We start from the raw sequence: 21474 nt of genomic DNA, 5'->3' as shown, positions 1-21474 counted from the left end.
ACATGGGTAAGCGCGGTCGCGCCGCGCGCCAAGGGCGAAGTTTCGGGGGGAGTTCTGCCGAAGTTCCAGCGAACGCCGGTCAGATCTTCTCGCTAATCTTGATCGCCGCCCGGCAGCCGGCGCGGATCACCGCCGACAGCAGTGGATAGGCCGGCGCCTCCAGGGCGCCTTCCGCGATGGCAATCTCCTTGTGGGCCAGTTCGTCGTCGCGGAACTGGCTGAGTTCGGCGGCCAGGGCGGGGTCGCGGACCTCAAGCTCGGCGATCTGCCCGGCATAGTGCTGTTCGATCACCGTCTCAACCGCCTCGGTGCAGGCGTGGGCGGCTTTCTCACCCAGCAGAGCCGTGCCCGCGCCCAGGGCGAAGGCGGCGGCGCGCCAGACCGGCGACATCAGGGTGGGGCGCACGCCGTGTTCGCCCAGCAGTTGGTCAAAGCGGCTGAGATGGACCTGCTCGTGGCCCTCCATGTCCTTCAGCTGGCCCGCGATCCGCTCGCGCCCGGGGGCGTTGCGCATCACCGTCTGCTGGCCGCGATAGATGTGCACCGCCGCCAGCTCGCCCGCCTGATCGACCCGCAGGATCTCGGCCAGGCGCGCCTTCTGGGCGCCGAGACCGGGGCGGGGTGGCACAGGCTGGCTCATCTCAAACGGCCTTGGGTTTGCGAAGGGCGGCGAAGACCGAGGCGACGGCCAGGCCCAGCGAGATCAAGGCGTTCCAGCCCGCCATCGACAGGCCCAGAAAGACCCAGACAGCCTTTTCGCAGGACGGGGCGGCGACCTTGGCTCCCTTCAGCATGGCGATCAGGTCGTCGGTCGAGGCCGCGCCGCCAGCGGCGCAGGCTGCGGGACCAGGCCACCACTTCCATTCCGCCCCGGCGTGATAGGCCGCCAGGCCGGCGCCATAGAGAAAGCCGACGCCCAGCAACAGGATCAACGGTCGGCGCACCTTGTCCGCCCAGGCCGTGCGCGACAGCACGACGGCGACCGCCGCCACGGTCCCGGTCACCCAATAGACCTCGCGTTGCTTCAGGCACATCAGGCACGGGGCCAGCTTGCCGAAGGTCTCGAAGGCATGGGCGACGCCGAGCATGAAGGCGCAGGCGGCCAAGGCCAGCAACGGCCAGTGCGCGACGGCCAGGTCCAGCGGGCCTCGCATCACGGGCGCCGCCGCCAGCGCTTCGCCCGCCGGCCCCGTCGCGCGGATTTCGCTGGCCTTTGGTTCGCCGTTCTCGAGGCTGTCGATCGTCATGCCGCGCAGGCTCCGCCGCTGCTTCCCCCCAAGAAGTGGCTGGCCGCGAGGCCGATGACAAGGAGGGCGACGAGAATGCCGGCGAACAGGGCCAAGCGTTTTTCGATGACCGGCATCATGGCCGGGCCGAATTTCTTGACCACCCAGGCGACCAGGAAGAAGCGGGCCGAGCGGGTAATCGTCGAGGCGATGATGAACATCGGGAAGCTGAAGGCGGCCAAGCCTGACGCAATGGTCACCAGCTTGTAGGGAATGGGTGTCAGGCCCTTGGCCAGGATCACCCAGACGCCGTATTGGTCGTACCAGCACTTGAATTCGTCCATCCCGCCAGCGTGGCCGGTGACGGTCATCATCCAGACGCCGACCGGCTTGAGGAAGAATCCGATCGCATAGCCCAGGCACCCGCCCAGCACCGAGCCCAGGGTGCAGATCGCCGCGTAGCGCCAGGCGCGGTCGGGTCGGGTCAGCACCATCGGGGCCAGCATCACGTCGGGCGGGATGGGAAAGAACGAGCTTTCGGCGAACGAGACGGCGAAAAGGCCAAGCGGGGCGTGGCGCGAGGCGGCCAGGCCCATGACCCAGTCATAGAGACGACGCAGCATGGAAGCTCCGAAATAAGGACGCGCCGTAGCTAGCAGGGGGCCACGGACTTGTCGCGGCGGTTCACGCGATCGCGTGCAATCCTATTGGAATTGCCGGCCTGGATGGCTATCACGCGCGTTCGATGGCTTTTGCCGTCCACATTGTTCGAAAGACCGTCCCATGAGCGATACGCCCCCCGATCACCTGGCCTCCAACCCGAGCAGCCCGCATCATGACGCCAGCGTGCTCGAACGCGGGGTGGGGATCGTCTTCAACGGGGTCGAGAAGACCAATGTCGACGAGTATTGCATCAGCGAAGGCTGGATCCGCGTCACCGCCGGCAAGGCCGTCGATCGCAAGGGCAATCCGATGACCATTAAGCTGCAGGGCGTGGTCGAGCCGTACTGGCGCAACGACAACGCTGAAGAGGCCTGAGACATGGCCCCGCGCCGCTTGATCGACCTTCCCGGCTTCGCCGACCTGGAGACCCGGGCGCTGATGAAGCCGTCGTTCGCCGAGCCGCGGGCGCGCGCGGAGTTTCCCGAGATCGATCAGCTGGCGCGCGACACCTTCGGTCTGACGGCCGACGAGGCCGCCGCCATCCCCGATCCGGAGGGCTGGGACGGCATTGACGTCAAGGCGATGCGCGACCAGGCCGACGCATTCGAGCTTGAGGGCTGGGACGTCACCGACGACAAGCGCCGGCCATTGCGGATTCTGGGCCATTTCAGCCATCCGCTGTGGCTGGCCTTGCGCGGAGTGGCCGGCCATCTGCCATTCGCGCCCGAGCCGGACGAACACGATCCTTCGGCCACTTCCCTGGCGGCCGAAGCGGCCAAGTTTCGACGCGACAAGCGGTAAGGCGGGCGCCGCTACTTCTTCTTGCCGAGCTCGGCGGCGATGTCCTTGATCGAATTGCCGACCTTGCGGTGGGCGGCGACGATCTGGTCGCGGGTCACACCCCAGCGTTTGCACCAGTATTCCACCTGGTGGCGCTCACGCGGATCAAGCCGGTCCTCGTCGCGGAAGTCGCGCTTGCCCTTCGGAATACCCATCGCCGTGTCTCCTCGTCGTGCGCAGCGCCTATCCTGCACGCGAAGCGTTGTCGAGCTAATGGCGCGATACGACAACGGACCTGGAGATCGATCTTGAGCGACCCCGACCCCGACCTCGAAGCCATGGCTCAGGACGAGCTGTCGCGCGCCATGACCCTGACCTGGCGAGACCTCAACAAGGTGATTCCCTGGGGCGACACGTTCGAGGGCGTCTCGCCGGCCGGCCGGAATGTCGAGGTCGAGCGAAACTATCTTTGGGCGACGCAGAGCGGCGGAGACATTCTGTGCGAAGTGGCCGTCTACGGCGGTCCTAGCCGCTACGACCAGGGCGCCAAGGCGCGCGGCGTGATTTCCCGACCTTTCGCGTAACCTTGGTCGTGCAACTCGGCTCCGCTTGCGTTAACCCTATCACTCTTGATGTCTGATGCTGGAGGGGGCGCGGTGTACCAGTCAGAGTTTCCTGTCGAGACGCCGGTGCCGATCTTCGATCCCACCCTCCTGGCGGGGATCGCCCTCGTCGTGGCGGCCGTGGCCATTCTCACCTATTATGTCGGCAAGCATGTGGGCGGTCGTGGTCGCGACGACCGCTGGCGCGACGTGCCCAGGATCATCCACGAGGCGATCAAGCTCAAGTGCGTGGCGGCTACCAGCGCGCCCTCGGGCGAGCTGTTCTGGAAGGCTCAGGATCTGGTCGAGGAAGTCCAAAGGCGGGTCGGGCCGATCCTGATGTTCGGCGGACCCTGCGCAAAGGCGCTGAAAGGCGTCTCCGAGGCGCTCAAAGGAGAGCCGGTCGAGGAAAAGCCCAAGGAAAAAGACAAGTCCAAAGGCGCGCACGACAAGAAGGACGACAAGCACGGCGGGCATGGCCATGGGCACGACGCTCACGGCGCCAGTCACAAGGCGGAAACCGAGCTGGAACTGGCCGCAGCGAATGTCACCATCCTGGGCGGTCAGACCTTGGTGCTGACGGGGCGCCGTCCCGGACACGAGCCCGACCATGGACATGACGAACACAAGGACGAAGAGCCCAAGGTCCTTGACCACAAGGACTATGCTCGCCAAGTCCGTATGGCTGTCGTGGAATTTTCCGATTTCTGGAGTCGCGGCGATTGCCTGAAAGAGCTGGAACGTTGCCAGAAGGTGCTGACTCATACCGACCCCACGCTAAAGCGCCTAAACGAGCGACGGTCGCACGAAGAGTTTTGAGCACGGCGGCGCCCCTTCCCTGGGCGTCCTCAAGGCCGGATGCGCAACCGGCGAGCGAAACGCGCAGTTTCCTTCCTCCGCGAACGGGCGCGATTGAGCCGCGCCAACTGGCTGGGCCAAATCGATCCCAGTCGACGCGAGCGGACGCAAGAGTCGCGGGCGTCTGGAGGACAAAAGGAAGGACGGCATGGCCGCTACGGTCTCACAGATGATTCCCGCCCCGCCCGAAGGCGCGCCCGAGCACGTCTCGCTGGCGGACTATCTGCCCTACCAGCTGGTCATCGCCGCCAACGCGGTCACCAAGCTGATCGCCCGCGCCTATGAGGACCGCTTTGGCCTCAGCATACCGCAATGGCGCCTGATGTCGGTTCTGGCCGAGGGGCCGCTGACCCAGCAGGCGGCGGTGACCAAAACCGCCATGGACAAGGTGCGGGTCAGCCGCGCCGCTCAGGATCTCGTCGAGCGTCGCCTGGCTGTCCGCCTCAGCAACCGCATCGACCGCCGCTCGCACAGCCTCGAGCTTACCGCCGCCGGCCGCCGCCTGTTCGCCGAGATCGTGCCCATGGCCCGCGCCTACGAGGCGGCCTTGCTCGCGGGCCTCGCGCCGGGCGAGGTCGCGACGCTTAAGCGCCTGCTGGGACGTCTCGAGATCGCCGCTGGCACGCTCTACGGGGCCGATACCGCGCCAGGCTAGCGGGCCCAGATCCACGGTTCGGACGATCGCGTGTGGAAAGCGCCTCAAGGCGTCTGGAAGTTCACGCCCGCCTTTGCTAGGAAGCACTCCCCTCGCCGAGACGCCCTGACGTCCGGCTTTCTGAAATGGGGACACGGCCTTGCTCTCAAGCGGGCCGGCGCCGTGCGGGCGTGGTGGAACTGGTAGACGCGCCGGACTCAAAATCCGGTTCCGTAAGGAGTGCCGGTTCGACCCCGGCCGCCCGCACCAACATAGTTGCAGTGACTACCGCCTCCGCCGAACCTTGAAATTTGTCCCTCGTCCCGGAAGCGGACATCGCCAGGGTCAGAGAAGAGGTGGAAAGGCGACCCTCCTACTGCCAAGGTCGAGGAATGCGGAAGACTCTAATCGCTCTCGTCTGTCTCATCCTCGCGATACCCGTCGCCTATGTCGGCTTCGTCGCATTCGGCGCGCTTCAGCATGGGTACAGGTGGTCTGAAATGGATTGGAATAGCGACGGAAAGACTACCCCGTCGGAGTTCCTGACTGCAGCAGACATTGGGAAACGAGAAGCGATTTCAGCCCCGAAAGGCTGCATCGAGTACTACGCCTACAAAGACGGGCTTCCTGTCAGGATCGACTGCCCGATTGGTTCAACTCCACTGAAAGCTCATTGATCAAAGTCCGCTCACGCCCAACGATGCCTGCGCGCTTGATCTCTGAAGTAGTCCCGATGCCCCCGCGCATCCGAAGCCATGCGTTCTCCTGCAATTAGCGCCAACCTATCAAGCCCTTGGTCTGTCAGTTCGTAAGCCTTAATGGCTGTTCCGTCGGTAGTGAGATGAGGGCGAAGTGATATCAGGCCGATGGTCAGAAACTTCTTGATGCGGGCATGGTGACTACGCGCCTCCTGCGAGTTAACGAACCAAAAGCCTACTTGGCTCAAGAAAGCCGCCTCTGAGGTCCGTCCAGGCAATGGCGGCTTTTCTGGCACTAGAAGGCTCCGGATACTCAGCCGCGCGTCTCCAGTTGCAAAGCTAGAGGCTCTGGTTCGAAGCTTCAACGTCCGACTAGGGTCGGGTGCAGAAACGAGGGCCTCGCCCGAAACCAGACCTTGGGCGCCATTCCGGAAAGCGGTCGGGGCGAAGGTCTGATCGGGGTGGTGAGCGGATCAAAGCTCTCCTAAGCTTCACATTGTGGACAGTGCAGCTTCGCTATCGTCTTCGAGAATGCCGCACAGCGCACGCTTGAGCAGGCGGACCTACCTCAATCGACAGATATGTTAAAGAGCTGCGCCGCAGGAGCGTGGCGTCGTAGGCTCCTAATAGCTTCTAATATCCACGGCGGGTACTCGGCCTCGATCTGGAACGCTGGCCACGAAGTCAACACTGGCCCGTAGGAAGTCTGCAAGTGGTAGCCACTCCCCGCGATATTGGGCAAGTCTCATGGCGATCAGGAATCCACCACGGGAGATTCGGCCGAGTTCATGCAGCGGCAGATAGGGAGCGGAAGTGTGAGCTTTTCTAGTCAACGCATTGAGTACGATGCGAGACAGGCGACCATTGCCGTCCTCGAACGGGTGAATATTGCAGATCGAGGTCATTGCAACAGCAGCGGCGAAGGCGGGCTGCTCGTCGACATGCTCAAGGATGAAGCCGTGCAGGCTCTCAAGGCCGGGGCGAACCTCTTCGACTTCGGGGAACACGACATACGTCCCAAGGCGGTCAGGAAGACTTCGGACGCCCGTGGTGCGTAGGCCTTGGCTTCTCCCGTGGATCAGCCGATGGAGCTCTGACAAGGTCTCGGGAAATGCCGACGCGTGCCCGCTCAACCCGCTCAAGAGTTGGATTTGAGCGGCCGCACGGGTCGGTAGTTCTAGCGGAGTCCTAGGATCAAGCGCGTCGACGGGCGACCGCGCCAACATCTCCACAGACAAGCGATGCTCCAGAGCTTCGATCCGAGGCAACGCGTCGATCAATGTCCCCTTAAGTCCGAGCGACCAATTGACGATGCCTGCATCATTGTTCCGAGGTAGGCTCAGCGCTTCGTCCAGGGCTATAAAACTCGCTTGGACTTCTGGCGAAAGCCCTTTCCAGCTCGGCAATCTCATCACCGAAATCCGCTTGAAGCTGGATGGTTTCGGCGTTTCGGGCGGCGTGATCGTGGGCGCGGGAAGCTCGGCCACAGATGGTCCTCAAGGGATTTCGTTGAATTTGTTATGCAGGGTTGTGAATTTGGTCAACGTGCGCTTCTCTACTTCGATCTGTCCGCAGAGGTGCTGCATGCTTTTCGAAGACTCAAGTCTGATCGATATCGCTGATCAAGAACTCCTTATGGGAGCCAGCTATGGCTCAAACGTCACGGTGTCGGAGATTATCGTGATGGCTTCAAGCGGCGGCGGCAATAGTGTCGAAGTAAATTACGATTACTATCAACAAAATGTCCGGCCCGACCGCGATGAAGCGGCGTTTGAGGCTTGGAGCGACACCTTCAGGCAAGAAGTCGAAGTGTTCGGCGCAAGTCACGTGACCGGAGATCCAAACTCACCCGTCTATCAGCAGGCGCGCGAGGCCATGCAGGCGCTCTACGCTCTAGCGAAAATAATGGTGGCCGATCCCCACCAAGTGAACACAAGCTATTTCCCAGCTCCTGGTGGCACTTTGACGTGGACAGAGTTGTTGCAGTCGGTCGAGCACACCAGGATAGACGTGGGGCCTCACTCCCTGTCGTTCCCGGCCTGGACTGACGTATCCGGGACTGACAACATAATCCACATCGATCCCGTACGACTAACAGACTAGACTAATGCGTTCGGGCCGGTCGAGGGGTTGAACTATGTTATCTACCATGAACTCGCCCACGCTAGCATCGATGGTGAAGCTGGAGCGTTAAATCCCAACCGCGAAGCCATCACGAATGAATACGGACAAATACTTGCAGGTATAAACGGCGCAGTGTACCCGACCGACTCCGAACTTGCCTTGGTTGGCGGGACGGTACCGAGAACATGATGAACATAACGATCGCGGTCATCGCATTGTTTGGCGTTTTCGCTGGCGCCCACACGAAGGGTGGGGCTTCGCCGTCAAATGCCGGCCTGCGTCAACTGCGGTGTGATGCAGCCGTGTCCGCCCTCCCGCTCGGCGCGCTGGGTGACACATATTACAGCTCCGCTCCCACCCGCCCTTTCAGCATAGACCTGTCGCCTGATACGTTGAAAAGCGGCTGGCAAGGCCAGGCTCCGCGAGCATCGACCCTGTCGAGTTTCGAAATGTCACGTGGGGAGTCGGCTCTTACGTGTGAGAATGTTCGCAAGGTGGCCGCCGCGCACGGAGCTTTAGCTTCGGAGACCGGAGCTAACGCGCAGTTGCGCAGCATTGGAATTGGCAAACGCACCGCCTATGTCCATCGCATGTCGCTCCCGGCCTTGGATGAGCTTGGCACCGAGGCTATTGCCGAAGTTGTGAGCTCCAGCAATCAGTTAGGCGGTGGCGTCTACCTAGTCTTGCTGCACAAGGCAGGTGGGCGGTGGAATGTGGTTGGGCGCAAGGCGATCGTGCTGAGCTGACGCTTAGGGGGCACGGAAAGCAGGTCAGCAAACCTGAAAACCGAAGCTGGGTCGCCTGACAGCCGCGCCCCTCATTTCCGCACCCGACCGAGGCTGTGTGAAAACGCAATCTGGACCTCGAAGCGACCTTCGACGGGGCCAACAAATGGCCAATCTCGCGCTTTGTCGCGCATGGAGACCGGTCGGGACGCGAAAGCTTTCTTCCGTGAGAGGGTTCAGCACTGCGTTTTCACACAGCCTCGACCCATCTCAGACATCGTGCGCGCCTAAGTACGCAACGCGCTCAATGTCTGAGATGGGTCGGGTGCGGAAATGAGGTCCGGGCCTGGAATCGGACATTGCACCAATCCGCAATATCGCCAGCGTTAGGTTGGCCCCACGTCGGCATAACGCGCACAGAACGCGCAGCGGGCGTAAGTCACTGACTTTACAAGGAACCCGCTCGTCTCAAAATCCGGTTCCGAAAGGAGTGCCGGTTCGACCCCGGCCGCCCGCACCAACATAGTTGCAGTGGCTACCGCCTCCGCCGATCCTTGAAATTTGTTCCTCGTCCCGGAAGCGGACATCGCCAGGGTCAGAGAAGGGTGGAAAGGCGACCTAGGTTCACCATCCACTAGCCGACGTTCGTCGCGATCATCGTTATCCCAAATGTGCCCAGTTCGTGCGACTGGTAGGCATGAATCACGACGCAGACATCGACGCACTCAAGCGCCAACTAGAAGCAGCCAATGCAACGCTTGCCGAGCTGCGTGAGAGCGAGGTCCTTTATCGCACCCTGTATAGTTCTTCCGACGAAGGCTTCATGGAGGTTGAGGTTGTCCAGGACCCGGACGGGCAGGTCGTCGACTGGCGCTACATAGTCGTCAACCCGGCGGTTGAGCGCCTGACGGGGATAAAGGACATCGCGGGGCGTCTGGTCAGCGAGGTTATGCCCGATCTTGAGATGGAGTGGGCCCAACGGTACTCGCACGTCGTGAATACGGGCGAGCCGATACGCTTTGAGTTGCCGGCGTCGGGGCTGGGCCGCTGGTTCAACGCTTATCTGGCGCGTATTGGCCCTGCCGGCAGCCTCCGGGTTGTGGTCGTGTTTAGCGATGTAACTGAACGCAAACGCAGCGAGCTCGCGTTGGAGGAGAGCGAGGCGCGACAGACGTTCCTGCTGAAGTTCAGCGACTCGCTACGGGCGGAACCAACCGCAGAGGGCATAGCAAACCGGGCGCTCCAGATGCTCCGGGAACATCTGCGGCTTGATCGCTGCTACATCGGAATCTATCGCCTGGCCGACGATGCGGGCGACTTCCCCCATCAGGTGCACGACGACCGTCTGCCCCCGTTGCCCGCTCAAGTGCGTTTGTCCGATTTTCCCGAAGCGCTTCAGGTCGCCTTTGATCGCACGCTGGTGATCGACAATGTGGTGGAGATGGAGGGCCTTTCAGACACCGACCGGGCCAGTTTCGCAGGCCTCGGCCTGGGCGCTTTGATCGCCGCGACTCTGCGCAAAGGCGAGAACAACCCGCTTTGGGCGATCAACGCCATCTCAACCGGTCCACGAGTCTGGACACAGGGCGAAGTCGCCCTTGTTGAAGAGGTGGCTGAACGCACCTGGGCAGCGGTCGAGCGCGCCCGGACCGAAGCGGCGCTGCGCGAAAGCGAGCGGCGGCTTAGAGCCGAGCGCGCTCTTGCCCAAGACGTCCTCGACAATATGGGGGACGCATTTGTCTTGCTTGATCGAGATCTCCGCTTCTTAGATCTGAACATAGAAGCAATGCGGCTGGAGGATCGGCCACGCGAAGCCCTTATTGGAAAGACGCACGAAGAAGCGCACCCGGACGCTGCGCCCGAACTGGGCGCTCTCCTCCGTCAGGCAATCGCGGAACGGCGCGCCGTGACGCTGGAACACAACTTCATTTGGCCAGATGGACGCGCCACTTGGATAGACATGCGCGCCTATCCTTTTGCCGAGCACCTGGCGGTCTTCTACCGGGATGTCACGGCGCGCAAGAATACCGAATTTGCGTTGCGGGATTTAAATGCCGCTCTTGAAGGCCGAGTTATTGAGCGAACGCAGGCTCGCGGACGGAGCTGGGCCTTAAGTCCGGACCTGATGGGCGCGTTGGATCAACGAGGCTTCTTCGTCACCTCTAATCCCGCCTGGCTGGCAGTGCTGGGATGGTCGGAGGACGAGGTAAGGCGGACGACTATATGGGACCTACTACACCCGGACGACTTGGAAAACACGCGCGGCGGGTTTCATCTAACCCAGCAAGGCCAAGCAGCAATCAACTTTGAGAACCGCTACCGGCACAAGGATGGCTCGTATCGCTCGATCTCCTGGGTCTGCGTCCCCGACGACGGTCTGGTGTATTGCACAGGCCGTGACGTGACCGTGGAGAAGAAGCGTGAAGCGGAGCTAGAGGTTGCAAAGGAAGCTCTTCGCCAAACCCATAAGATGGAGGCGTTGGGCCAGCTTACTGGGGGAGTCGCTCACGATTTTAACAACCTGCTAACGCCCATAGTTGGCGCGCTCGACCTGCTTCAACGTCGGGAACTGGGGAACGACCGCGACCGGCGCTTGATCGCTGGCGCAGCACAGTCAGCGGATCGCGCTACGACACTCGTTCAGCGACTTCTTGCGTTTGCTCGCCGACAGCCACTTCAGGCGGTGCAGGTAGATGTTGCCAAACTCGTGACAGGGATGGCCGATCTGATCGAGAGTACGACCGGGCCACAGATCGAGGTTAAGGTCGAAATCGGGAACGACCTGCCCCCAGCCAAAGCCGACCCGAACCAACTTGAAATGGCCTTGCTTAACCTGGCGGTGAATGCCCGCGATGCGATGCCTGACGGCGGCACGTTGTGGATTTCCGCTAACGCCGAGGCTATCGACCAGGCGCATCGGTCCCAGCTGAGCGCCGGACGCTACTTGCACATCTCAGTAGCGGACACGGGGGTCGGAATGGATGAGGCGACGCTAGCTCGCGCGGTCGAGCCCTTCTTTTCGACCAAGGGCGTCGGCAGAGGAACCGGCCTTGGTCTGTCGATGGTTCACGGCTTGGCCTCTCAGCTGGGCGGAGCGGTCACGATCAAGAGCACGCCTGGGATAGGGACGAACGTGGAGATGTGGCTGCCCCAGGGCGAAGGCGACGCAGAAATCGAACCCGCGTCGAAAAAGGAGCAAGTGAAGGTGGAAGGGGCTCGCGGCAAGGTTCTCTTGGTGGACGACGAAGAGCCTGTGCGGCTGAGCACGTCCGCGATGCTCATGGAACTCGGCTACGATGTCATAGAGGCAGTCTCGGCGGTCGAGGCGCTCGGGCTCTTGGAGGGGGGCTTGGCTCCAAATATCGTGGTGACGGATCATCTGATGCCCGGCGTGACTGGCACCGAGTTAGCCTACACGGTACGGAATGCTTGGCCGGCGATTAAGGTGCTGGTTGTGTCGGGCTACGCCGAAACGGCAGGAATTTCTCCAGAGCTCCCCCGGCTAACGAAGCCGTTCCGTACCGCCGACCTTGCCACCAGCCTGAACAGCTTGGACTGATATCGCACCGATTCGACCCCAGGCACTTGGTGCTGGCGTCAAGCGGCTCAAGGAGCTGGGAAGTGGACATCTGTAACGTCCGCAATGGGTCGGGTGCGGAAATGAGGTCCGGGCCTGGAATCGGACATTGCACCAATCCGCAATATCGCCAGCGTTAGGTTGGCCCCACGTCGGCATAACGCGCACAGAACGCGCAGCGGGCGTAAGTCACTGACTTTACAAGGAACCCGCTCGTCTCAAAATCCGGTTCCGAAAGGAGTGCCGGTTCGACCCCGGCAGCCCGCACCATAATCTTTCGACAGCGGCCGCCTAAGGCTCACCGCCCCGGATCGAAGTCCGGCGTTTGGGCCGTCACATAGGCCTCCCAGCCCGCGCGATCGTGGAAGTCGAGGCCTTTGTCCCAGGCCGCGCCCATGTAGTAGACGAACGGCTTGCCGGGCTCGACCTTGATCAGGACCAGGTAGTTGTCGGCGTCCTGGCGCACCTCGACCAGGGCCTTGGGATCCACCATCAAGGCGACGCCCATCGTGCCTTTCACCGGATCGGTCGGCTCCCAGTAGGAGACGCGGCCCCTCGCCAGGTCCTTGGTGAGCGCGCCGCCTGCGCCCTGATGCGTGGCCTTGCGCTTGCTGATGCCGATGCCGATCACCAGCGGGCCGGGCTTGTCGGAGCTGATGGTCGAGACCATCCGCGTGAAGTTTGAGCCCAGCGGCAGGGTGAAGGTGCGGGTCTCCCAGACCTTGCGATCCACATCGACCGGCCAGGGCGCGTAACTCACCTTGAAGGAGGCCACGTCGCCGCCGGTCTTGAGGATCTCGTAGGACTTCCAGTTGCGCGACACCCACAGCTTGTTGTCCTGCCAGACGCCCAGCCCGCCGGCGCCGCGAAAGGTGTTGACGTCGTAGAAGTCCAGCCCCTCGCCGTGGAAGTCGTGCTGTTTTCCGGTCTTCAGCTGGCGCTCCATGAACGGCCAGCGCACCAGCTTGCCCCAGGCGTCTATGCCGGAGGTCGAGGGCGGCTCATAGGCCTGCAGGGCGGGGCCGTAGATGCGATGGGCCGTGCGGTCGTTTTCCCAGAGGATGTCGTCGTAGCGATAGGGCGCGTAGCTGACGACGGCGCGGGGCTTCTGGCCGTCGGCGTCGGGCTTGACCAGGACCGGCTCCACCAAGGGCGGCAGGGTCGGCGCGGCTTGGGCGATGGCGAGGGCGGCAATAGCCAGGGACGCCGCCAGGGCGAGGGTGAGAATCCGCTTGGACATGGAGTGATCCCGTTTCTCTAGATTTCGGTGCGGCGTGCCAGTTCGCGGCGCTGTTCCGCCATTTTCTGGCGGGTCTGTTGCAAGGCGTCCTGCTCAGCCAAGGCCAGCAGGTCGTCGATCACCTGGGCCAGGTGAAAATGGATCGCCTGGCGCGCGGCCCTGGGATCGCGTTGGCGCAGGGCCGCGACGATCTGGCGATGCTCGTCGATGAAATCACCCCCGCCATTGCTGCGGGCGCGGCGCAGCAGGGCGGCGCAGGCCGGGGATTGCTGGCGCAGGGTCCACAGGTCCTCGACACCGGCCTCGATGGCGGCGTTGCCGGTGGCGCGGGCGATGGCGAGGTGGAACGCCTGCTCCAGGCGCTCGATCTCGTCGGGCGAGACGCAGCGCCCCATCTGGACGACCAGTTGGTCAAGGTGGGCGAGGTGTTCGCCGGCGATGGTGGCGGCCGACAGGGCGCAGGCCTCGCCCTCGAACAGTCGCCGCGCCTCGGTCAGTTCCAGCGCGCCAACCTCCAGGTCAGCGGTGTCCTCGACCACCGGGGAGGCGTTGACATAAACGCCCGAGCCCTGCCGCGCCTCGACCAGGCCCTGGAACTCCAGGGCGATCATGGCGTCGCGGATGGTGGGCCGGCTGACGCCGAAGTCATCCGCCAATTCGCGCTCGGACGGCAACTTGTCGCCCGGTCCATATCGGCCTTCGCCAATGGCGGTGGCGATTGCCCGAGCAATCTGCTGATAGAGCTTTTGAGGATCGGCGGAGCGGGTCATGTCGATCATCCTAGCGGGGGCGAGAGGCGGAGCAACCGAGCTCACGGCTGCGCCGCGCTCCCGCGCGCAGGCGACAGCCGAGAGACCTCGCTGGCCGTTAGCAGGAAGGCGCCGACGCCGTAGAGCTGGGTGTCGTCGGGACCTACCTGGTCGGGCGCCGCGCCCACGCGCTGCACCCAGCCCAGCTTGCCGTCGGGCTCGACCGCCGAGACGAGCGCGCTCCAGCCCTTGTCGATCGCTGGGCGGTAGCGGGCGGCCGGCAGCACCCCGTGGTTCACGCCCCAGGCCAGGCCGTAGACGAAGAAGCCCGTGCCGCTGGTCTCCGGCGTCTGTTGTGGCTCCAGCAGCGAAACCGGCCAATAGCCCTGCTCGCCCTGCAAGGTGACGATCTTGGTCGCCATCTGCCTGAACAGCGCCTCGTAGCGCGGGCGGCTGGGATGGTCCTTGGGCAGGTCCTGCAGGATGCGGGCGACGCCGGCGAAGGCCCAGCCATTGCCGCGCCCCCAGAAGATCTTGGCCCCCGCGTCGCTGCGCTTGGCGATGAAGCGGCTGTCACGGAAATAGAGGTGGTCGTTCTGGTCGTAGAGCAGGCTGGTGGTCGCCCAGAACTCGCTGTCGGCATGGGCCAGGTAGCGCGGATCGCCTGTCTCCTTCGACAGGGAGATCCAGGTGGGCGGGGCCATGAAGATGGCGTCGCTCCAGCACCAGCGGGCCTGGCAATAGGGATCACCGCCCTGGGGGGGCTTGGCCTCGAAGCCCAGATCGACGCTCGAAGGGCTGGCCAGGACGGTGTCGAAGCGGGCGCGGACCGGGGCCAGCTTGGCGGGGTCATGGGTGCGGGCGGCGGCCCAGACCCAGACCGCGCCGGTGGCGTCGGCATCGGCGTGGCGCGGGCGCTTGTCGAAGCCCCAGCCCTCGGCCTGGCCGTGGGCGAGGATGGCGTCGGTGTATTTGGGCGCCTTGGCGGCGTCGGCATAGGCGGTCAGGCCGATATAGAACGCCGCCTGGATCCAGTCGCGGGGCGCCTCGGTGTCGCGCCGAAACTGCGAGGCGGGCACGTAATCGAAATTGTCGATGTGGCTCAACTGCCAGTCGGCGACGCGCGCGCCCTCGACCAGGGCCGAGCTCTGGACGGCGGCGCCAGGCTTGGCGGGCGTCGCGGCGCAGGCTTGCAGCGGACCGATCAGGGCCGCCGCGGCCAGAAATGCTCCCAACAGGCGTCGCGGCATCGTGTCGTCTCCCTAGGTCGTCTTGTTCTTGTCGGTCCTGCCAACCCGCTTCAGCGCAGATCGGCCAGGCTGAAGGTGTCCATGTCGTCGAAGTCCAGGTTCTCGCCGCCCATCGACCAGACGAAGCGGTAGTCGGCCGTGCCAACGCCGCTGTGCATCGACCAGCTAGGCGAGAACACCGCCTCGCCGTCGTCCATGAATACCGTGCGCGGTTCGGAAGGCTCACCCATGATGTGCATCACCCGGGCCGGGGCGGCGTCGAAATACATGTAGATCTCGCTGCGGCGGCCGTGGGTGTGGGGCGGCATGGTGTTCCACACATTGCCGGGTTCAAGCTCGGTGAAGCCCATCACCAGTTGGCAGGTCTCGACGATGCCGGGGCGGATGCTCTGGCGGATCACCCGGCGGTTGGCGGTCTTCTGATCGCCGGCCTGGATGACGCGCGCCTCGTCCTTGCGCACAAGGCGGTTGGGATGGGTCGCGTGGGCGGGATAGCTGACAAAGTAGAACTTGGCGGGATCCTCCGGCGCGCCGCCGCCAAACACCACGTCGCGCACCCCGCGACCGATATAGAGACTGTCGTGGCGGTCCAGATCGTGGCGAACGCCGTCCAGGCTGATCCAGCCTGCGGCGCCGATATTGACGACGCCCACCTCGCGGCGTTCGCAGAAATAGCTCGCCGCCAGGCGGCGATCGGTGGGCAGGGCCAAGGAAGCGCTCAGTGGCATGGCGGAGCCGACGACAGCCCGGTCGACCTCGACATAGGTCATGGAGACCTCGCCTGGTCTGAACAGGTCGCTGATGACGAAGGTATCGCGAATCGCTCGCGCCGACATGCGGCGCAGTCCCTCCCGGTCGGTGCTGGGACGCAGGTTCATGCCGTCGGAGGGTGTCATCAGCCGCGTTTCAAGTTGTGGACGCGAGCGCTGGCGACGTGGTCACTCCTGAAGTCGTTGCGAGCCTGGTTCATGCGCCCTCACTGATGTGACCAATCTGGTATTACCAATTAGCGGCGAGATGGAAAAGCTAAATGACCATCTCCTTGCCAATTTCGCGAAGCCGAAAGGGAGGTCAGCACGCCGATCGGCGTGAAAGCTCAAACAAGTCAACATACAGGCTGGATATAACGTTGATTTCAGCCCTGGCTTGGCAAGTTACATTTTCGTTCGTCATTTTGGTCTGACCAAGTTGACGCCAAAAAATGGCCAGAGCAACCGGTTGGGCGTCCGCGAGGGAGGGGAAGCATCATGAATATCCAACGGGCTTTGTTGGCTTCACGGCCGTGATCGCGGTCGCCAACAACCTGCTCGACCAGCGTTAGGCCTAGGGCCTGGGGAATGGCGCGTCTGGCTACAGCAACCCGGCGATCCCGACCGCCTTGGGCCGCACCTGGTTCACCGGCTGCGGCGCCTTCCGCGACTTCGGCGCGCGTCTGGACGTGAACTTCTAGAGCATTTCCCGACCTGACTGCGTCAGGCCGTGAGCTCTAATCTTCTGTTTTGAAGCATTTTTCGTCACGCGAACCGGAACCACTTCGCTCGAAAAATGCTCTAGCGCGCGTTTGGCTTACATGGAAGCGACCGCTCTAATCTCCGTCTTCCCGGCGAAGGCCAAGATCCATATTCATCCTGAGCGGCTCGTGGGCTTCACCTGGGCCCGCCCTTCGCCGGAGAGACGGGGATTTTGGACGACGGTTTGATCTGAAGCAAATTCACTCTCGGACTCTTCACGACCCTGCCGGCCGGACCTGTTCGCGGGTCCGGTGGTCCTCCGCCTGAGGCTACTTAGCGGCGCTGGCGGCTCTCAGGGCGATTTCCTCGCGCTTGCTGGCCAGGCGCTCGCGGGTTTGTTCCATGGCTTCCAACTCGGCGGTCAGCAGCAGGTTCTCGATCAAACCGCCCAGGTGGGTCTGCATGGCGGCGCGGGCGGCCTTGGGGTCGCGGGTGCGAAGGCTCTCGATGATGTCCCGATGCTCGTCGTTCAGCGGCCGCTTGCGCACGTGCCGGGCCTTTTCCAGCATCTGCATGCACAGACGCGACTTGTAACGCAGGTCCCAGGTGTTCTCGACCACGCGGACGATCGCGCTGTTGCGGGTGGCCTGGGCGATGGTGATGTGGAATTGGCGGTCTGCCAGTTCCGACTGTTCCTTGGTCGATTCCTCGCTGTTCATCTCGGCCAGAAGCGTCTCGAGATAGACCAGTTCCTCCTCGGTGATCAGCGTGGCGGCCAAGGCGGCGGCCTCGCCCTCGAACAGGCGGCGCGCCTCGGCCTGGTCGAAGGCGCCGATATCGAGGTCGCGCGGGATCGGTGGTTGCGGACCGGGCTGGCGGACATAGACGCCCGAGCCCTGCTTGGCCTCCAACTGGCCGCGCATCTCCAGGGCGATGACCGCTCGGCGCACGGTGGGCCGGCTGACGCCGAACTCCTCGGCCAGGTCGCGCTCGGAGGCCAGGCGCTGGCCGGGCAGGTAGCGGCCGTCGGCGATGGCCTGGCCGATCGACGCGGCCACGCGCTGGTAGAGGCGCAGGGGATTGGCGGTCGGCGTCGTCATGTTGTCTTGAGGCCCTCTCGACGCGGCTATCTTAGGCGGCGTTGAGAGGGAAGGGTAGGGCGGCTAGTCGGCAGGCGGCGGAGCGCCGCCGCTGGCCATGGCTTTCCTGGTCAGCCAGATGCAGGGGATCAGCAGCACTGTCAGCCAGGCCGAGGCGCGGAAGAAGTCGAGGGTGGCCAGCAGATAGGCCTGGTTGACCACCTGGCCGGTGGCCGCGCCCACCGCCTGGGCATGGCTCATGCCCACCGCCTGCATGTGCTCCACCGCCGCCAGCCAGGCCGGATCGTTGGAGCTCATGGTTTCGGCGATGCGGGTCTGGTGCGCCGCTTCGCTGCGGTCCCAGATCGTGGTGGTCAGGGAGGCGGCGAAGCTGCCAGCGGTGATCCGCGAGAAGTTCGACAGGCCCGAGGCCGACGGCAGTTGCTGGGGCGGCACGCCATTGAGCGAGATGGTGACCATCGAGATGAAGAAGGTGCTCATCGCCACCCCCTGCACCAGCATCGGCCAGACCAGGGCCTTGAAGTCGACGTCCGGCGTGAAGCCCGAGCGCATGTAGAACGACAGGGCAAAGGCGGCCATCGACAGGGTGGCGGTCCAGCGGGCGTCGACCTTCTGCATGATCCGCGCGCGCTATGAGGGCGGCCTTTCGACCTACCAGAACGTGCTGATCGCCGAGCAGGCCGTGCTGACCAACCGCGCGACGGCCGCGCGGTTCTTGCCCCAGAAGTCCAACTCCCAGCTGAAATCGAGGCTGAGGCGGCCGTAGTCATTATAGCCTTGAGGCACGAAGTCGGGGGGGATCCCGTTGTTGTAACTCTGCTTGGCCCGCTCGGCGCCGGCGGCGGCGCTGAGGCTGGGCAGCTGCGCGGCCCTGGCCTGAGTGGCCAAGGCCTGCGCCCGTCGCAGTCGCGCTTGAGCCTGGGCGAGGGTGGGCGAGCCGTTCAGGGCCTCGTCGACCAAGCCGTCCAGCTGAGGGTCGCCATAGGCCTTCCACCAGCTGTCGACAGGCCAGGCGCCCTCGGGCGCCGGGAGGGTCTGGGTTGTCGCATAGGTGCCAGGAGCCTTGGCCAGGCGAGCCGCGGTCGGGGCCGGCATCGTCGCGCAGGCGCTGGTCAGCAGAGCCGCCAACAGGATGGCGACGGTGACGCCGACCTCGCCGGACCGTGGCTTCCTGCAGGCGAAGAGCATGTCCAGGGCATTCGTGGTCATGGGAGTAGCCGGCTTGAATTGACCGTACCGTACGGTCATATAACTGGTTGTATGTAACCCGAAGCTTGACGGGATCGAGGGGCGACCCCTCTTGATCGAAAAAGAACGATGCAGGACACAAAGCCGCGCCTTAATCGAGACGCTCGCCGTGAGGCCATCCTCGACGTCGCTCGCGACGTCTTCCTGAAGGAGGGCTACGCCAACGCGTCGATGTCCACGATCGCCGCGCGGCTGGGCGGCTCGAAGGGCACGCTCTACAACTACTTCAAGAACAAGAAGCAGTTGTTCGCCGCCTATGTCGTACGCCACTGCGCCTGGCAACGCGACGCCATGTTCGAGATCTCGTCTGAGATCGACGACATCCGCGCCGCCCTGACCAAGGTGGGCCGCACCTATCTGTCGATCGTGCTGAGCGATTTCAGCATGGCCAATTTCCGGGTGATCGTCGCCGAGGCCGAGCGCACGCCGGAGATCGGCCAGGCATTTTACGAAACCGGGCCCAAGAGCGGGGGACTGCTGCTGGGCGCGATCCTCCAAAAGGCCGCCGATACAGGTCAGTTGAAGCTGGCCGATCCCGTCCACGCCGCGCAGCAGTTCATCGGCCTGTGCCAGAACCGCCTGATGAAGGCCCGCCTGTGCAACGCCATGGCCGAGCCGACCGCTGCGGAAATCGACGGCGAGGTGCTGCCCGCCGTCGATGTGTTCCTCGCGGCCTACGGACGGGAACGCTAAGGCGAGCGATTTCCGCTTGGCGCGCGGCGCTTAAGGCGGCACTTGAAGCGCCGAACACGCGTTCCAGGAGGTTAGCCGGCCATGCCAGGCGTCACGATCGTCGACCACCCGCTGGTGCGGCACAAGCTGACCAAGATGCGCGACAAGGGCACCTCCACCAAGACGTTCCGCGCCCTGATGCGCGAGACCGCCACCCTGCTATGTTACGAGGTCACCCGCGAACTGGCGACCCATACCGTGCGCATCGAGACCCCCGTCGCGCCCACGGACGCCGAGGTGATCGCCGGCAAGAAGCTGGTCTTCGCCCCGATCCTGCGCGCGGGCCTGGGCATGGCCGAGGGCATGCTCGACCTGGTGCCCTCGGCCCGCGTGGCCCACATCGGCCTGTTCCGCGATCCGGCCTCGCTGGAGGCGGTCGAGTATTATTACAAGGCGCCCGAGGATATCGCCGACCGCCTGGTCATCGTCGTCGATCCGATGTTGGCCACCGGCCACACGGCGATCGCCGCCGTCGCCCTCCTCAAGAAGTCCGGCGTCACCGATCTGCGCTTTGTCTGCCTGGTGGCCTCGCGCCAGGGCGTTGAGGCCCTGCGCGCCGCCCATCCCGACGTCGCGATCTGGACGGCGGCGGTGGATGCCGAGCTCAATGACCACGGCTATATCGTGCCGGGCCTGGGTGACGCCGGAGATCGAACCTTCGGCACCCGCTAAACCTGGACGGGAGGTCGCTTCCGCCAGCCTGAGTCGCGCGTTAAGGCTTTCGCATGCCCGTCGCGCCCTTGATTTTTGTCGTTGACGACGACGCCGTCACCTTGGAACTGATTCAGATCGGACTGGAGGCCGACGGCATGGCGGTGCGCACCTTTGGCTCGGTGGCGGCGGTGCTGCCTGCCCTGGCGCGTGAGACGCCGGCTCTGCTGCTGCTCGATGTGCGCATGCCCGGCCAGAGCGGGCTGGACGGCCTGAAGGCGGTCAAGGAATCCCTCGATGGCGCGGGCCTGCCTGTGCTGATGCTGACGGGGGATGGCCGGCTGGACCGCATCGTCCAGGCCATGCAGCTAGGCGCGGCGGGTTATGTGATGAAACCCTTCAGCGCCCAGCAACTGGCCGCCAAGGTGCGCGAGACCCTGGCCGTCTAGAACGGCCACCAACTCCGCCACCAGTTCACGAGGCCGTCCCAGAAGCTGGTGACGCGCGCCATCGGTGAAGGCGCGACCGCGGACTCGGGCGGCGGGGCGGGCACGAACCAACTGGGCGCGGCCGGTGGAGCGCAGTTCATTTGCATGCCTACGCCCTTCAAATAGCCGCGCCGCACGCCGCCCGCCCGCACCGCCGCCTGAACGGCCCTGTCATGTTTAGCCGCGCCGGTCAGTTTGCGGATCCAGCCTCGGAACGGCAGGACGTTCTGGGTGGTGTGACGCACCTCGCCCACGCCCGCGCCCCAGGCGGCGTCGGCGACCTTTTTGCCGCGCGAGCGCCCGTCAGGCGGTGGGGCTTCGTCGAGATCGCGGCCCAGGGCCGCGTCCAGCCGGCCGATCTCGCCGGCTATGCCTTCGCAACGCTCCAGGCCCTCCATGTCATAGGGCTTGGCGACGGCGCGCTGCAGAACGGCGGGGATCTGGGCCTGCTTGAGGTTCAGGTCCTCCAGCGGCGCGGCGACCGCGTCGCGCATCGTGTCCCTGTGCTCCATCGTGCCGGGATCGGCCGCCAAGGCGGAGCTGGCGAGCAGGGCGGCGGACACCAGGGTCGGAATAAGCAGTCTGCGCATGTCGCCGAGATCGCCTGTCTTGGCCGGAGCGCGCAAGCGGATTCGCGACCTAGGGGCGGCAGCCCACGATGCCGTCCTTCACCACGAA

The 21474-nt window shown here is 64.2% G+C and carries 24 protein-coding genes and 1 tRNA gene; 12 read left to right on the top strand and 13 right to left on the bottom strand.

From position 1 onward, the window contains the following. Positions 1-79 precede the first annotated feature (79 nt). From ACP696_RS17365 to ACP696_RS17355, 3 genes are read right to left on the bottom strand one after another with little or no spacing between them, the layout of a single operon-like run. Positions 80-640 (bottom strand): demethoxyubiquinone hydroxylase family protein, encoded by a 561-nt coding sequence (locus tag ACP696_RS17365; RefSeq protein ID WP_426013878.1) that lies wholly within the window; start codon positions 638-640, stop codon positions 80-82. A 1-nt stretch (position 641) separates the two neighbouring features. After that, the gene (locus ACP696_RS17360; protein WP_426044097.1) at positions 642-1247 is read right to left on the bottom strand and encodes a disulfide bond formation protein B; all 606 of its coding nucleotides are present in this window, start codon (positions 1245-1247) and stop codon (positions 642-644) included. Then, positions 1244-1849, bottom strand: a complete 606-nt coding sequence (locus tag ACP696_RS17355; RefSeq protein WP_426013874.1) for a YqaA family protein — start codon at positions 1847-1849, stop codon at positions 1244-1246. The genes ACP696_RS17360 and ACP696_RS17355 overlap by 4 nt, the downstream gene beginning before the upstream one ends. Positions 1850-2009: 160 nt before the next feature. Here ACP696_RS17355 and ACP696_RS17350 point away from each other — a divergent pair, with 160 nt between their 5' ends. Both ACP696_RS17350 and ACP696_RS17345 read left to right on the top strand, forming a co-directional pair. Further along, the gene (locus tag ACP696_RS17350) at positions 2010-2264 is read left to right on the top strand and encodes a DUF3297 family protein (protein WP_426013873.1); all 255 of its coding nucleotides are present in this window, start codon (positions 2010-2012) and stop codon (positions 2262-2264) included. Between the two features lie 3 nt (positions 2265-2267). Then, positions 2268-2690, top strand: coding sequence for a hypothetical protein (locus ACP696_RS17345; RefSeq protein WP_426044096.1), 423 nt, complete (start codon positions 2268-2270; stop codon positions 2688-2690). 11 nt (positions 2691-2701) lie between these two features. On the opposite strand, the gene ACP696_RS17340 is transcribed toward ACP696_RS17345, so the two are convergent. Beyond that, positions 2702-2884: a DUF3606 domain-containing protein gene (locus tag ACP696_RS17340; RefSeq protein ID WP_426013869.1), complete on the bottom strand. Its 183-nt coding sequence runs from the start codon at positions 2882-2884 to the stop codon at positions 2702-2704. A 123-nt stretch (positions 2885-3007) separates the two neighbouring features. On the opposite strand from ACP696_RS17340, the gene ACP696_RS17335 reads away from it, so the two are divergent. The 4 genes from ACP696_RS17335 (at position 3008) to ACP696_RS17320 (ending at position 5033) form a co-directional block, all read left to right on the top strand. After that, positions 3008-3253 carry a hypothetical protein gene (locus tag ACP696_RS17335; protein ID WP_426014225.1) on the top strand — a complete coding sequence of 82 codons (246 nt, stop codon included), beginning with the start codon at positions 3008-3010 and terminating at the stop codon, positions 3251-3253. A gap of 72 nt (positions 3254-3325) precedes the next feature. Continuing rightward, complete coding sequence (locus ACP696_RS17330; RefSeq protein ID WP_426044095.1) at positions 3326-4090, top strand: hypothetical protein; 765 nt, start codon at positions 3326-3328, stop codon at positions 4088-4090. 187 nt (positions 4091-4277) lie between these two features. Beyond that, positions 4278-4784: a MarR family winged helix-turn-helix transcriptional regulator gene (locus ACP696_RS17325; protein WP_426013866.1), complete on the top strand. Its 507-nt coding sequence runs from the start codon at positions 4278-4280 to the stop codon at positions 4782-4784. A 164-nt stretch (positions 4785-4948) separates the two neighbouring features. Continuing rightward, positions 4949-5033 (top strand) — tRNA-Leu (locus ACP696_RS17320). Between the two features lie 1051 nt (positions 5034-6084). On the opposite strand, the gene ACP696_RS17315 is transcribed toward ACP696_RS17320, so the two are convergent. Next, positions 6085-6948, bottom strand: a complete 864-nt coding sequence (locus ACP696_RS17315) for a Fic family protein (protein ID WP_426013864.1) — start codon at positions 6946-6948, stop codon at positions 6085-6087. 97 nt (positions 6949-7045) lie between these two features. Here ACP696_RS17315 and ACP696_RS17310 point away from each other — a divergent pair, with 97 nt between their 5' ends. The 3 genes from ACP696_RS17310 to ACP696_RS17300 all read left to right on the top strand — a co-directional run bounded on the left by ACP696_RS17310 (position 7046) and on the right by ACP696_RS17300 (position 11869). Continuing rightward, positions 7046-7564 carry a hypothetical protein gene (locus tag ACP696_RS17310; RefSeq protein ID WP_426013863.1) on the top strand — a complete coding sequence of 173 codons (519 nt, stop codon included), beginning with the start codon at positions 7046-7048 and terminating at the stop codon, positions 7562-7564. 206 nt (positions 7565-7770) lie between these two features. Beyond that, positions 7771-8331, top strand: a complete 561-nt coding sequence (locus tag ACP696_RS17305; RefSeq protein WP_426044094.1) for a hypothetical protein — start codon at positions 7771-7773, stop codon at positions 8329-8331. Positions 8332-9007: 676 nt separating this feature from the next. Next, entirely contained in the window at positions 9008-11869 is a 2862-nt protein-coding gene (locus ACP696_RS17300; protein ID WP_426013860.1) for a PAS domain S-box protein, read from the top strand. Between the two features lie 316 nt (positions 11870-12185). On the opposite strand, the gene ACP696_RS17295 is transcribed toward ACP696_RS17300, so the two are convergent. From ACP696_RS17295 to ACP696_RS17265, 7 genes are all read right to left on the bottom strand, one after another. Further along, positions 12186-13127, bottom strand: a complete 942-nt coding sequence (locus ACP696_RS17295) for a DUF4861 family protein (protein ID WP_426013858.1) — start codon at positions 13125-13127, stop codon at positions 12186-12188. A gap of 17 nt (positions 13128-13144) precedes the next feature. Continuing rightward, the gene (locus ACP696_RS17290; protein ID WP_426014223.1) at positions 13145-13906 is read right to left on the bottom strand and encodes a FadR/GntR family transcriptional regulator; all 762 of its coding nucleotides are present in this window, start codon (positions 13904-13906) and stop codon (positions 13145-13147) included. Between the two features lie 32 nt (positions 13907-13938). Beyond that, positions 13939-15126 carry a glycoside hydrolase family 88/105 protein gene (locus tag ACP696_RS17285; RefSeq protein ID WP_426013856.1) on the bottom strand — a complete coding sequence of 396 codons (1188 nt, stop codon included), beginning with the start codon at positions 15124-15126 and terminating at the stop codon, positions 13939-13941. A gap of 50 nt (positions 15127-15176) precedes the next feature. Further along, entirely contained in the window at positions 15177-16022 is an 846-nt protein-coding gene (gene kduI / locus ACP696_RS17280; RefSeq protein WP_426013855.1) for a 5-dehydro-4-deoxy-D-glucuronate isomerase, read from the bottom strand. 884 nt (positions 16023-16906) lie between these two features. After that, entirely contained in the window at positions 16907-17677 is a 771-nt protein-coding gene (locus ACP696_RS17275; protein ID WP_426013853.1) for a FadR/GntR family transcriptional regulator, read from the bottom strand. Between the two features lie 63 nt (positions 17678-17740). Continuing rightward, on the bottom strand, positions 17741-18295 hold the full coding sequence (locus ACP696_RS17270) for a hypothetical protein (protein WP_426013852.1): 555 nt from the start codon (positions 18293-18295) through the stop codon (positions 17741-17743). Between the two features lie 33 nt (positions 18296-18328). After that, a complete protein-coding gene (locus ACP696_RS17265; protein WP_426013850.1) occupies positions 18329-18886 on the bottom strand; it encodes a TolC family protein in 558 nt (185 codons plus the stop codon). A gap of 108 nt (positions 18887-18994) precedes the next feature. On the opposite strand from ACP696_RS17265, the gene ACP696_RS17260 reads away from it, so the two are divergent. The 3 genes from ACP696_RS17260 to ACP696_RS17250 all read left to right on the top strand — a co-directional run bounded on the left by ACP696_RS17260 (position 18995) and on the right by ACP696_RS17250 (position 20757). Next, positions 18995-19618, top strand: a complete 624-nt coding sequence (locus tag ACP696_RS17260) for a TetR/AcrR family transcriptional regulator (RefSeq protein ID WP_426013848.1) — start codon at positions 18995-18997, stop codon at positions 19616-19618. Between the two features lie 81 nt (positions 19619-19699). Beyond that, complete coding sequence (upp, locus tag ACP696_RS17255) at positions 19700-20329, top strand: uracil phosphoribosyltransferase (RefSeq protein WP_426013847.1); 630 nt, start codon at positions 19700-19702, stop codon at positions 20327-20329. A 53-nt stretch (positions 20330-20382) separates the two neighbouring features. Next, the gene (locus ACP696_RS17250; protein ID WP_426013845.1) at positions 20383-20757 is read left to right on the top strand and encodes a response regulator; all 375 of its coding nucleotides are present in this window, start codon (positions 20383-20385) and stop codon (positions 20755-20757) included. Here ACP696_RS17250 and ACP696_RS17245 read toward each other — a convergent pair. Beyond that, positions 20754-21386: a hypothetical protein gene (locus tag ACP696_RS17245; protein ID WP_426013843.1), complete on the bottom strand. Its 633-nt coding sequence runs from the start codon at positions 21384-21386 to the stop codon at positions 20754-20756. The genes ACP696_RS17250 and ACP696_RS17245 overlap by 4 nt on opposite strands. Positions 21387-21474: the final 88 nt, after the last annotated feature.

The organism is Caulobacter sp. DWR3-1-2 (assembly GCF_049896225.1).
Taxonomy (GTDB): Bacteria; Pseudomonadota; Alphaproteobacteria; order Caulobacterales; family Caulobacteraceae; genus Caulobacter.
The sequence above is the reverse complement of the archived record's forward strand: the minus strand, read 5'-3'. Positions and strand labels throughout refer to the sequence as shown.